The organism is Herbaspirillum sp. 1173 (assembly GCF_031455335.1).
Classification (GTDB): Bacteria; Pseudomonadota; Gammaproteobacteria; order Burkholderiales; family Burkholderiaceae_D; genus Herbaspirillum; species Herbaspirillum huttiense.
This window is the reverse complement of record NZ_JAVDSP010000001.1, coordinates 1,270,652-1,283,058: the sequence shown is the minus strand read 5'-3', so window position 1 is coordinate 1,283,058 and position 12,407 is coordinate 1,270,652. Positions and strand designations below refer to the sequence as shown.

Below are 12,407 nucleotides of genomic sequence, written 5' to 3'. Positions count from 1 at the left end.
GGTGTCACATTGCCGTCACCTGCGCCCGTCCTGGCGCGACCGGATGCGCCGACGCCAGCAAAGCGGGGGAAATCATCCGGTAATCCGCCATTTGATTGCCTTGGCTCTATACGAAAATTGATCGCTTTTGAATCGTACTTTTACGAAATGTTGTTAATTTGTCAGACTATAATCGCGCCAGACGAATTCAGGGAGACGGCGTCCAGGCCAGATAAGGCAGACGTCGGGATGGAAGGGGTGTTGACATGGGTACAGGGATGATCGGGAAGAATCAAGCCGGCACGGACCGGCCACGCGCGCATTGGCGCGCCTGGCTGGGCTGGACGGCGGTGGCGCTGGCAGTGGCCGGCGGCGTCGGCTGCTCGGCAGCCAATGCGGCCCTGGGCGGGAATTCCCGCAAGCAGGCGCTGGCGGAAATCACCTGGGACTTCGCCAAGGATGGCGTGATGATCGAGATGTCCGCCGATCCCGAGCTGAACCGCTACGCCGGGCAGTCGCACACGCTGCTGGTGGGCGTGTACCAGATGGAAGACTCCGCGCCGTTCTACAAGATGATCGCCGATCCGGCGGCCTTGTCGCGCAGCCTGGGCGCCAACAAGGGCAATGACGGCTTCACGCAGTTCAACCGGTATGTGGTGGCGCCCGAGCAGCATTCGATCTTGGTGCTGGATCGCGCCCAGAAGGCCAAGTTCATCGGCGTGGTGGCCGGCTATTACCAGATGAGCGGCGCCACGTCGGCGCGCCTGTTCGAAGTGCCGCTGACGGTGACCAGCGAGGGGCTCGTGAGCACCACCTGGAAGGCGGCCCCGGCGCAACTGGCTGCGCGTATGCGCTTCGGCGCCGACGGCATCGTGAATTCGGAACGACTCAATTACGACCCCAGCGAAAAGAAATTGTCCGAAGCCGTGCCGCTCGACGGCGGCGGCAAGGAAATCAAGATGACGGTGGACGGCATCCAGAAGGCAGCCAAGGCGGCGCAGAGCCTGCCTTCGGTCAACCTGCCCAAACTCAAGGACTGACGCACGCATGGAAGACAAAAAGGCAATCTATTGGCACCAGGGCATGTTCATGCAGCCCCAGCATTTCCAGCTGGCCGACCTGCATGGACAATTCCTCAACAAGCCTTTGATGGAACAAGGGCTGCCGCATTTCTGGGGCGTCGGTGAACTGAGCCTGTCCACGGCCGCCGCCGCCAACCGCATGATCGAGGTGGAACGCGCCCAGCTGCTGTTCCCCGATCGCAGCTACATCGAATATCCGGGCAACGCCGCGATCGCGCCGCGCTCCTTCGATTCGGCCTGGGTCGAGGGCGACAAGCCTTTCAATGTCTATCTGGGCCTGAAGAAGCTGAGCGACCAGGAAAAGAACGCCACCCTGGTCAATACCCAGGCCGAGGCGGCTGCGGCGACCACGCGGTTCGCGGCGCTGTCCAACGGTCCGGAAGTGCCGGATCTCTACTCGGACGGCCCGCCGTCGCAGGTGCGTACGCTCCAGCACGTGGTGAAAGTGTTCTTCGACAGCGAACTAGAGAACCTGGGCGATTACGACCTGGTGCCGATCGCGCGCCTGGTGCGCGATGGCGAGAACATCAAGCTGGCCGAGAACTTCATCCCGCCGTGCTACACCCTGGGCGGCTCGGAAGTGCTGATGCGCACCATCCGCGACATCCGCGACGAGCTCTCCGGGCGCACCCGCCAGTTGCAGGAATACAAGAGCCCGCGCGAGATGCAGAAGGCCGAGTTCGACGCCAGCTACATGGTGTTCCTGCTGGCGCTGCGCTCGCTGAACCGCGCCAGCCCCTATCTGTTCCACCTGACTGAGACCCGCCAGGTGCACCCGTGGCTGGCCTATGGGGCGTTGCGCCAGCTGATCGGCGAGCTGAGCTCGTTCTCGGAGCGCTTCAACATGCTGGGCGAAGCCGAAGACGGCACGCCGGGCCTGCCGCCCTACGATCACAACGAGCTCAACAAGTGCTTCTCGCGCGCGCATTCGCTGATCAGCAACCTGCTCAACGAGATCACCGTTGGTCCCGAGTTCCTGTCCATCCTTGAGTACCGCGATGGCTACTGGACCGGCGAGTTGCCGCATACCTTCTTCGACCGCCGCAACCGCTTCTACATGGTGGTGCGCAGCGAGAAGGACGCCAAGTGGCTGGTCGACTCCCTGCTCAATGATGCGCGCCTGGCCACGCCGGAAGACATTCCCGGCCTGATCTCGCATGCCCTGCCGGGCCTGGAGCTGATTCACATGCAGGCGGCGCCGCAGGGTCTGCCGCGCCGCGCGTATTCGTATTACTTCCGCATCGAACAGATCAGCCAGTTGTGGGATTCGGTGGAACGCCAGGGCAGCATCGCGCTGCAATGGCTGGATGCCCCCGACGACATGAAGGCCGAAATTGTCGTGCTTCGACGCTAATCGACGCGCAGGGCAGGGGCGTCCCACGGACTCCCTGCGCTGCCAACCCCGTATTCCAGGATGCTCATGAGACTGGTTGATTGTTTCATTCCCCTGCTGGCGCAAGTGCGCCAGTTCCAGCGCCAGCCCGACGGCGATCCGGTGGCGCTGTCCGCGCAGCTCGACGCCGCCGTCGGCCAGGCGCGTCGTGACGCCCATGACGGCGGGCATGCCGACGCCGACACCGAGGAAGCCCTGTTCGCGGTGCTGGCGCTGGCTGACGAACTGATCCTCGCCACCGACTGGCTCGGCCGCGGCGAGTGGCAACGCCGCCTTTTGCAACGCCGCTATTTCGGCGTGACCAATGCCGGCGTTGCCTTCTATACCCGCCTGGAAAACCTGTCCGATCATCAGGTCGAGGTGCGCGAGGTCTATTTCCTGTGCCTGGGGCTGGGCTTTGCCGGCCGCTACGGCTACGACCGCAACCAGAAGGCGCTGACCGACATCAAGCGCGCCAATGCCGAAATCCTGCTGCAAGGCGATGACGGCCTGCCCGGCGAAGCCGGCAAGCTGCTGTTCCCGGATGGCTATGCCGCCGCCCTGCAAGCCCACGCGGTCATCGAGAAGCCGGCGCGCAGCCGCCGTCGCCGCTGGTTTTCCTCTCTCGCATTCAACGCAATGGTGATCCCGCTGGTGGTGGTGCTGGTGTTGTATGGCATCTACCACGTGATCATCTGGCAACTGGTGAACACGATCCTGCCGCAGATAAGCATATGAAGACATTAGGGAAGATTTTGTTGTGGCTGATCGTGCTGGTGCTGCTCGCCCTGGCATGCTGGGGCGCCGCGCTGTACATGGAGTGGCCGCTGTGGGTGGCGCTGGCCTTGTTCCTGGGCGTGATCGGCCTGTATTTCCTGGCCAAGTTCCTGCGCCGCATGTTCATCGTGATGCGCTCGCGCAGCAAGCTGGCGCAGCAGGACCTGGCTTCGCGCAGCAGCGTCGCGATGGCGGCCTCGCCGGAAGCGCTGGTGCGCCGCAAATGGAAGGACGCGGTCGCCACGCTGCGCGCGTCCAGCCTGCGTCGTCGCGGCAATCCGCTGTACGTGCTGCCCTGGTACATGGTGATCGGCAAGTCCGGCACCGGCAAGACCACGGCGCTGACCCGCGCGCGCCTGTCCTCGCCGATCCAGAAGGTCAGCCAGGGCCGGCCGGTGGAATCCACCGTGAACTACGACTGGTGGTATTTCGACCAGGCCGTGGTCATCGACAGCGCCGGGCGCTTCGTCGATGCGCAGGACATGGACGGCGACCGCGCCGAGTGGGAACTGGGCCTGGACCTGCTGGCGCGCTACCGCCCCAAGGACGGCCTCGACGGCCTGGTGCTGGCCATCAGCGCCGACCGCCTGGCGACCGTCACCAAGGATGAGCTGATCGAAGAGGGCCGTGTGGTGCGGTCCCGCATCGAGCAACTGATCCAGATGTTCGGCAAGCGTTTCCCGATCTATGTGCTGGTCACCAAGTGCGACCAGTTGTACGGCTTCGAAGAATGGGTGCGCCAGTTGCCGGACAACGCGCTGGAACAGGCCATGGGCTACCTCTCCGACGAGTTCGAGGGCGCGCACGGCGAGGCGCAGTTCCTGGACGGCGCCTTCACCAGCATCGGCGCGCGCCTGCAGCAATTGCGCGTGGCCCTGGTGGCGCGCAGCGGCATGAGCGCGGGCGCTGACGGTAGCGCGGTGATGCCTGAGCTGCTGCTGTTCCCCAATGAGTTGCAGGGCCTGCGCAGCAAGCTGGAAATGTTCCTCAATGCCAGCCTGGCCGACAATCCGTATCTCGAACGCCCGTTCCTGCGCGGCCTGTTCTTCTCCAGCGGCTTGCAGGAGGGCGGTGCGGTCTCGACCGTGCTCGGCCATGTGCTGCCGCCGGTGCCGCCGCATCCGAACGCCAACGCCGGCCTGTTCCTGCATGATTTCTTCGGCCGCATCCTGCCGCAGGACCGCTTCTCGTCGCGTCCGGCCCAGTTGGTCAACCGCTGGCGCCAGGTGACGCAGAACTTCGGCGTGATGGCCTGGATCCTGATCATGGTCGCCGTGGGCATCATGATCACCGTGTCGTTCGTCGCCAACATGGAAACCATTTCCCTGGTGCGCGAGAAGCGTCCGTTCGAGGCCCGCTACACGGGCAACATCGAACAGGACATCCCCGAACTGCAACGGGTCAGCGACGCCGTCCAGCTCGTGGAGCGCCGCAATGACAACTGGAAGACCGAATGGATGGTCATCGCCACCAATATCGATGACCTGGAAGACAAGCTGAAGAAGAACTACGTCTCCAGCTTCCGCAAGTACATCCTCCCGGTCACCTTGCAAAACTACCGGGACGACGTCGCGCGCCTTCAGGTCGCCGATCCCGATCACGAACTGCCGCACCTGGTGCAGAACCTGGTGCGTTATTCGTCGATGGTGGACGCGCGCATCCATGGCGCCGACCACGACACCCTGCAGCGCATGCCGCAACTGATCCACGGCGTGCGCTACACGCCGCAGCAGTTCCAGCAGCTCAATGCGCTGCGCGTGTCGCATCTGGCCTGGACGCCACTGACCGATCCATATCTGGCCGATCGCCTGCGCGAGAACCTGAACACGCTGGACCGCGTGGCCTATGCCGATCCGCAGATGAGCTGGCTGGCCGGGCTGGTGCCGGACAATGGCGCGCCCGGCAGCGCGGCCACCCCGGTGACGGCCGCCGATTTCTGGACCGGCAGCGTGTCGGCCGATCCTTCGCAAGCCGCCACCAACAAGGTGCCGGCGGTCTACACCAAGGCTGGCAAGAAAGAGATCGACGCCTTCCTGGGCGAGATGGAAAAGGTCGTGGACGACGGCCCGAAGTTCCTGGCCCACCGCGCCGCCTTTGAAGCCTGGTATCGCGAGCAGCGCATCCTGGCGTGGCAGCGTTTCGTGACCAACTTCAGCGGCGCCGACCGTTCGCTGCGCGGCGAGACCGAATGGCGCGCGGCGCTGGGCACCATCACCGGTTCGCAAAGCCCGTACTACCGCGTCATCGATCGCCTCAACGACGAGTTCCAGGATGTCGACGCCAAGGACTTGCCGGGCTGGCTGCTGCTGGCGCGCGATTTCCGGCAACTGCGCGGCCAGGCGGTGCGTGTTGGCATGGCCAGCCAGACCGTCGGCAAGGCGGTGCAGGTGGTCGACGCCATCAACGCCGTCGGCGGCCAGGCCGTGCGCGAGACGCTCGGCGGCGCGCCCAAGAACGGCGAGCAGATCGTGCGCAACAACATGTCGGCAGTCGACACGCTGGCCAAGTACCAGGACGAAATCAACAAGCTGGCCGCCGATGCGGTGACCGGCCAGGGCAAGTCCTACCAGCTGGCGTCGGAGTTCCACCAGTTCGGCATCGATCCCAACATCAAGTCCTCCGGCGCGCATGTGGCGGCGGGCGCCCTGATCCAGCTGAAGCAGCTGATGGGCCACCGCGAGGCGGCCTACGAGGCGATCTGGAAGCTGATCGAAGGCCCGCTCAACTTCACGCTGACCTATATCGAGCAGCAGGCATCGTGCGAATTGCAGAAGGAGTGGCAGTCGAAGGTGCACTGGCCGTTGCAGACCGCGCCCGACAAGGCCGCCATGATCGACCAGTTGTACGGCGCCAAGGGCTCGGTGTGGGCTTTCGTCGACGGTCCGGCCAAGCCTTTCCTGGAACGCGATGCCCGTCGTTTCCGCATCGTCGAGACCCTGGGCTACAGCGTGCCGTTCACCGACGCCTTCCTGCCGACCATCAACAACGCCGTGGACAAGCGCGTGCTGCAACTGGTGACCCAGCAGCGCCAGGAGGCCGACAAGGCCGCCAGCGACTTGCAGGCGCAGCAGGACCAGGCCGCGGCGCAGGCGGCGACGGCGCAGATCGAGCGCACCCAGGCCGAGGTCAAGGCCAAGACCGACGCCTTGAAGGCCCAGGTCTCGCAGCTGTCGATCACGGCCCAGCCGACCGGCGTCAACGAAGCTGCCCGCTCCAAGCCCTTCGAGACCATCCTCTCGATCCAGTGCGCGGCGGGCGCGCAGTTGCTGGATAACTTCAACTTCCCGGTGTCGACCAGCTTCCCGTGGGCGTCCGGCCAGTGCGGTGAAGTCAGTCTCCAGATCAAGATCGACACGCTGGTGCTGACCAAAAAGTATCCGGGCGCCATGGGCGTGCCGAACTTCCTGCGCGACTTCCGCGGCGGCGTGCGTCGCTTCGACGTCGACGAGTTCCCGGCCGCGAAGGAAGGACTGGACGCGCTGGGCGTGAAGCAGATCACGGTGAGCTACAACTTCGAGGGCGCCGACGCCATCATCAAGACCGCCCAGCAACTGGACGCCTATGACAAGGTGGACAAGGAAGCCGCCGTCGAGAAGGCCAAGCTCCAGGATGAGCAGTTCAAGCGCACCCAGGCCAACATCCAGCAGAAGCTGGCCGCGCAGGCGCCGCGCGTGGAGCCGCAGGCCAACGAGGTCTTCCTGCCGCCGCAGATCGGCGCATGCTGGGACCAGGGCGCGGTGAAGGATCGCTCGAAGAACATGCATTCCATCATCAATGAGCTGGTCAACAACCAGGTCTCCTTCGACGCCATGAGCACCGGCAGCGTCCCCGCCCGCACCACGCCGCCATCGGCGCAGGCCGCGCCGGCGCCAGCCGGGGCCGCACCGGCGCGCAAGAACTGAGCGCGCTGATGCAGACCGCGCCGCCCGGAGACGCTATCGAATGGCCGCGCCTGCTGGTGGCGTCGGTCATCTCGGGGATCCTGTATTACCTGGTGGCCAGTCCGGCCGCCAATGTCGCCGAGAGCACCACGCTGGCCGCCATTGCGTGGCCGGCGCCGGCCTTGCTGATCGCGCTGCTGTGGCACAAGCCGCTGCGCGAATGGGCGCCGCATCTGCTGGCCGTGTTCGTGGCCATGATGTTCGTCGGCGACAAGGACAGCTTGCCGATGTCGATCGACGCCGGGTTTGCCTTGCTCAATGTGGTCGAGATCGCGGTCTGCACGCTGATCGGTCGCCGCTTCGTGGCGCGCGACGGGCAGATCGACACGGTGCGCCGCCTGATGCGCTTCCTGCTGATGCTGCCGCTGGGCGTCATGTGCTTCGTGGCGGCCATGGGCGCGACCCTCGTGGTCGAGGGCATGGGCGGCCATTGGTGGGCCGAATGGCAGACGCTGCTGGTCGGCAACGGCTTGCCGATCCTGGTGCTGGTGCCGGCCTTCCTGTCCTGGACGCGGCCGCAGCGCGGCCCGACCGGGGCAGAAGGTGGCCACGTGGGCTGGGCTTCCTTCCTGGCCATGCTGGTGGTGGTGAGCGCCTTGCTGGCCTCGGTGAGCTTTGATTTTTCGGAAGAAGTCCTGCGCGTGCTGATGTCGCTGGCGCTGGCGGGCGCGGCCCTGTATGGCGGCATGCGCAGCGCGACGGCGGCCATGAGCGCCGCCGCTGTGCTGGCGGTGTTGCTGACCCTGCATGACCTGGGGCCGTATCGGCAGGATGGCCTGGACAGCACCTGGCGCTTGCAGATCGACCTGATGGGCCTGGCCGTGCTGGCCTTCTTCGTGGCGGTCGCCGTGCGCGAGCGGCAGGCGCTGACCGCGCGCATGGAAACCATGCGCCGCTTCGAGTCGCTGGGCCTGATGGCGGGCGGCATCGCGCATGATTTCAACAATGTGCTGGGCGCCGTGGGCGGCTATGCCGAGATGGCGCACGAGCGCGTGCCGGTGCAGTCGCCGGCGCGCAAGCCGCTGGAAGAGGTGATGTCGGCGGTCTCGCGCGGGCGCGACCTGACCGAGCAGATCCTGCTGGCGGCGCGTCGCGGCGACCGTCATCGCGCGCCGCTCGACCTGCGCGCGCCGGTCGAGGAAGCGGTGCGGCTGGCGCGGCCGCTGTGCCGGGCCGGCGTGGTCATCGAATTCACGCCGCCGGCGCAGCCGCTGGTGGTCAAAGCGCACGCCGGCCAGATCACGCGGGTGGCGCTGAACCTGGCGCGCAATGCCAGCCAGGCCGCGCGCAGCAAGGTGGTCGTCAGCCTGCAGGCGGGCGAGGCGCCTGACACCGACTTGCGCGTAGGCGATGTGCCAGCCGACCAGGCGGTGTGGCTGGAAGTGGCCGATGATGGCACGGGTATCGCGCCGGAACACATGTCGCGCCTGTTCGATCCCTTCTTCTCCACCCGCACCGGGCCGGGCGGGAAGGGGACGGGACTGGGGCTGGCGATTGTCGCCGGCATCGCCACCGAACACGATGGCGGCGTGGCCGTGAGCAGCAGCGAGGCCGGTACGCGTTTCCGCCTGTTGCTGCCGATGGACGCCGGCTTGCGACTGCCCGCGCAGGACACGATATCCGCCGGCCCGACGACGGCGCAGGATCAACCGGTGCCAGGTGAGGCGACGGAAGAACGGACGACAGAGCGGGCGGAAGAAGGGGAGGAGCCGGTGGACGTGTCCGATGCGCCCGTGCTCACAGCGTTGTCGGCGTCGCCGGCGTTATTGGAATCATCGGCATCATCGGAATCATCGGAGCCCTTGGCCCCGCTCGGCATGGGCGAGCTGGTCTTTGTGGTCGATGACGACCAGGCTGTACGCGAGCTGTCCGAGGACCGGCTGGCCGGCATGGGCTTCGAACCCGTCGGCTTCGCCGATCCGCTGGAGGCGCTGGCCGAGCTGGCGCGCGAGCCCGACGCGCTGCATCTGCTGGTGACCGATTTCGACATGCCGCAGATGAAGGGCGACGCGCTGATCACGCAAGCCCGCGCCCTGCGCGCCGACTTACCGGTGCTGTTGTGCTCCGGCGAGCGCGACACCAGCGAGATCGCGGCGCGGCTGGGCGTGCCGGCGCTGGCCAAGCCTTTCGATCAGGCCGCGTTGCGGCGCGCCATCATGGCGGCGCTGGACGCGGATCATCAGGGAAAAGAACAGGAGTCATGAGGGAAAGCCAATGAGCATCACACGAACACCCAAGATCCTGGTCGTCGACGACGACCACTCGATGCGCCAGCTGCTGGTGGAGTATCTGGCCGGCCATGGCATCGCCGCCGACAGCGCGGTCGACGGCACGGAAGCCATCGCCGCCGTGCAGAACAAGGCCTACGACCTGGTCCTGCTGGACCTGGGGCTGCCGGATGTGGACGGCGTCGAACTGGCGCGCCGCTGGCGCCAGGAAACCACCATGTCCATCATCTGCGTGACCGGTCGCAATGAAGAAGCCGACATGGTCATGGGCCTGGAGCTGGGCGCCGACGACTACATCACCAAGCCGTTCTCGCTGCGCGAAGTGCTGGCGCGGATGCGCGCCGTGCTGCGCCGCGCCGCCGGCCAGGGCGCGCCGACGCCGGTCACGCGCAGCAAGCACCCGCGCGCCTACGAGTTCGCCGGCTGGAGCCTGAACCTGAACACCCGCCGCCTGACCTCGCCGGACAAGGGCGAAGTGTCGCTGACCAATGCGGAATTCAATCTGCTGGTGGTGTTCCTGAGCGCGCCGGGCCGCATCATCTCGCGCGAGAAGCTGCTGGAAAGCACGCGCTCCTTCGACGACATCTACGATCGCGCCATCGACGTCCAGATCCTGCGCCTGCGCCGCAAGCTGGAAGCCGATCCCAAGAACCCGACCCTGCTGCGCACCGAGCGCGGCGCCGGCTATTACCTCGACACGGACAGCGACGCCCTGTGGGGGTGAGCGGCTTCCCGCTCGCCCGGACCCTGGCCCCGCCACCCTCAACATTGACACCGGACTCACGTGGAACTCACTGAACTCTCGACCCTTGGCGAAAAGCCGATCTCCGACGCCCAGCCCGCCGGCAATGACGTGCGCGAGGAAAACGGCTTCGACCTGCTGCAAAACGAAATCGCCAAGTTGTCCAGCTTCACCGGCACCGGCGGTGTGGACTGGAACGAAGTCGTCAAGCAGGCCGCGGACCTGACCGGCACCAAGGGAAAGGACATCATGGTCGGCTGTTATCTGGCGGGCGGCCTGCTGCAGACCCAGGGCTTGCCGGGGCTGCAGGCTGGCCTGAAGGTGGTGGACGACATGGTGGTGATGTACTGGGACACCCTGTTTCCGCCCGTCTCGCGCCTGCGCGCCCGCCGCAATGCATTGCAATGGCTGATGGATCGCGTCAAGGCGCACGGCGACGAGCATGACTGGTCGTCCTTTGCGCCGCAGGAAGAAGAACTGGTCAATGGTCTGCGGGACCTGCTGAAATCGATCGACGCCTTTGTCGCGGACAAGGATGGCGACGCGCCGTCGCTGCGCCCGCTGATTGCCCAGGTCGGCACGCTGATGGTCAAGGAAACCGCGCCGCCCCCGCCGCCGCCGGCACCCGCCGCCGCGCCGGAGGCTGCGTCGTCGGCTCAGCCCGCCGCCTCTGCGGCCGCGCGCGCGGCTGCGCCTGCCGCGCCGGCGCCGGCCATGGCTGCCTTGTCGGGCGGCCCGGTGGACAGCCCGGAAGCGGCCGAGACCGCCAGCGGCGAAGCCTTGCAGCGGCTGGCGGAAATCGCCGTCTGGCTGGGCGAGGGTGACCTTAACCAGCCGATGGCCTTCCGCCTGAACCGGCTCGCCGCCTGGAGCGGGCTCGAACAACTGCCGCCGGCCAATGGCGGCAAGACCATGCTGCCCAGCCCGGTGCCGCAGGTGCAGGACGCGCTCAAGGGCCTGGTGAACCGTCAGGCCGACGAAGACATCGTCCGTTTCGCCGAGGCCCAGTTGCCAGCCTTCCCCTATTGGCTGGATCTCAACTGTGTCGCCGCGCAGGCCCTGGAGCGGCTCGGCCCGGCCTATGAGGCCGCGCGCCGCGAAGTGACCGGCGCCACCGCCTGGCTGGTAACGCGCCTGCCGGGCGTCGACAAGCTGGCATTTTCCAGCGGCACGCCCTTTGCCAGCGCCGACACCCAGGCCTGGCTGCAATCGCTGTCGCAGGGCGGTGGCGACGGTGGTGGTGACAGCGCGCCGCGCCAGGATGCGGTACAGGCTGCCGGCGGACGCGCCCGCGCCATGGCCGCCGAGGGCAACCTGACGGGCGCCGCGCAGTCCTTGCAGCACGCCATCGGCCAGACGGCCGCGCCGGCGGACAAGATGAAGTTGCGCATCCAGTTGTGCGAATTCATGCTGGCGGAGCGCCCCGGCGCCAACCTGACGCCGTTCGCGCGCATGGTGCTGGCCGATATCGACCGTTTCCAGCTGACCGAATGGGATCCGCCGCTGGCGGCTGCCGGGCTGGCGGCTGCCTGGAGTGTGCTGTCACGCGACGACGAGCTCAAGGCCGAGACCGACGCCTTGCTGGCCCGATTGGCTGCCGTGGATGCCGAGATGGCAGTGCGGCTGGTGACCTGAGCCGGCATCGCCCATGAAAAAAGCGCCCCGAGGTGGACTGCCCCCATAAAGTTGGACATGAATCCAACCTTTGGGGTGCAGTTCAAGGGGGCGCTTTTTTTTGCGCTGAGCGCGCTTTTTATAGGCGAGCCGTGCTCAGTTCATGGCCGGGATGCGAATGCCCTGGATGTAGTGCTCGCACAGCACCATCACGTCGCCCACGGCGTCGTGGTCGGGGCGGGTGTACAGGACGTCCAGCACTTCCTGGATCTGCGTCTTGCTGGGAATGATCTCGATGGCCGGACGGCTCAGCCATTCGACGATGGCCTCTCGGACCTGCCCGGGCGGCAATGAAGCCACTTCGGTGCGCGACGGCACGTTGATGCATTGACGAGAGGAACGGGAGTGAATGCTATGCGCCTGGGCGGCAAGGATGTTGTCGAGCGGGACACCGAAATATTGATCTTTTTCCATGAGTTGTCAGTCGGTCATACAGTCGGAATCGGCCTTGCACCAAGGTGAGGCGCGACTTTGCGGCAGAGATTATAACGGCTGTTGTATGACAAGTTATTTCTCGCATGATGGGATTGCGAGCGCCTATTTTGAGTAAATTAAATAAACAATTATTCATGAATGGTGCGCGTATCGATGCGAGTCAATGCTGGCAATGAT

General features: G+C 65.9%; 8 protein-coding genes. 7 read left to right on the top strand and 1 reads right to left on the bottom strand.

Going from position 1 to position 12,407, the window contains the following annotated elements; all coding sequences use genetic code 11:
• Positions 1-257: 257 nt before the first annotated feature.
• The 7 genes from J2X56_RS05810 to tssA all read left to right on the top strand — a co-directional run bounded on the left by J2X56_RS05810 (position 258) and on the right by tssA (position 11,756).
• Complete coding sequence (locus J2X56_RS05810; RefSeq protein WP_310158807.1) at positions 258-1,019, top strand: type VI secretion lipoprotein TssJ; 762 nt, start codon at positions 258-260, stop codon at positions 1,017-1,019.
• A 7-nt stretch (positions 1,020-1,026) separates the two neighbouring features.
• On the top strand, positions 1,027-2,415 hold the full coding sequence (tssK, locus tag J2X56_RS05805) for a type VI secretion system baseplate subunit TssK (protein WP_310158805.1): 1,389 nt from the start codon (positions 1,027-1,029) through the stop codon (positions 2,413-2,415).
• A 66-nt stretch (positions 2,416-2,481) separates the two neighbouring features.
• The gene (locus tag J2X56_RS05800; protein WP_310158804.1) at positions 2,482-3,171 is read left to right on the top strand and encodes a DotU family type IV/VI secretion system protein; all 690 of its coding nucleotides are present in this window, start codon (positions 2,482-2,484) and stop codon (positions 3,169-3,171) included.
• On the top strand, positions 3,168-7,112 hold the full coding sequence (locus J2X56_RS05795) for a type VI secretion protein IcmF/TssM N-terminal domain-containing protein (protein WP_310158802.1): 3,945 nt from the start codon (positions 3,168-3,170) through the stop codon (positions 7,110-7,112). The genes J2X56_RS05800 and J2X56_RS05795 overlap by 4 nt, the downstream gene beginning before the upstream one ends.
• Positions 7,113-7,120: 8 nt before the next feature.
• Positions 7,121-9,355 (top strand): ATP-binding protein, encoded by a 2,235-nt coding sequence (locus J2X56_RS05790; protein WP_310158800.1) that lies wholly within the window; start codon positions 7,121-7,123, stop codon positions 9,353-9,355.
• Positions 9,356-9,365: 10 nt separating this feature from the next.
• Complete coding sequence (locus J2X56_RS05785) at positions 9,366-10,103, top strand: response regulator transcription factor (RefSeq protein ID WP_310158798.1); 738 nt, start codon at positions 9,366-9,368, stop codon at positions 10,101-10,103.
• Positions 10,104-10,163: 60 nt separating this feature from the next.
• Positions 10,164-11,756, top strand: a complete 1,593-nt coding sequence (gene tssA / locus J2X56_RS05780; RefSeq protein ID WP_310158796.1) for a type VI secretion system protein TssA — start codon at positions 10,164-10,166, stop codon at positions 11,754-11,756.
• 135 nt (positions 11,757-11,891) lie between these two features.
• Here the strand turns inward: tssA and J2X56_RS05775 are convergent, their stop codons facing one another.
• Positions 11,892-12,209, bottom strand: coding sequence for a hypothetical protein (locus J2X56_RS05775; RefSeq protein ID WP_310158794.1), 318 nt, complete (start codon positions 12,207-12,209; stop codon positions 11,892-11,894).
• Positions 12,210-12,407: the final 198 nt, after the last annotated feature.

Excerpts from the sequence above, each read along its gene's own strand:
- J2X56_RS05775 (WP_310158794.1), bottom strand. The coding sequence starts at position 12,209 with ATGGAAAAAGATCAATATTTCGGTGTCCCGCTCGACAACATCCTTGCC.
- J2X56_RS05800 (WP_310158804.1), top strand. The coding sequence starts at position 2,482 with ATGAGACTGGTTGATTGTTTCATTCCCCTGCTGGCGCAAGTGCGCCAG.
- J2X56_RS05790 (WP_310158800.1), top strand. The coding sequence starts at position 7,121 with ATGCAGACCGCGCCGCCCGGAGACGCTATCGAATGGCCGCGCCTGCTG.
- J2X56_RS05810 (WP_310158807.1), top strand. The coding sequence starts at position 258 with ATGATCGGGAAGAATCAAGCCGGCACGGACCGGCCACGCGCGCATTGG.
- J2X56_RS05795 (WP_310158802.1), top strand. The coding sequence starts at position 3,168 with ATGAAGACATTAGGGAAGATTTTGTTGTGGCTGATCGTGCTGGTGCTG.
- J2X56_RS05785 (WP_310158798.1), top strand. The coding sequence starts at position 9,366 with ATGAGCATCACACGAACACCCAAGATCCTGGTCGTCGACGACGACCAC.
- tssK (WP_310158805.1), top strand. The coding sequence starts at position 1,027 with ATGGAAGACAAAAAGGCAATCTATTGGCACCAGGGCATGTTCATGCAG.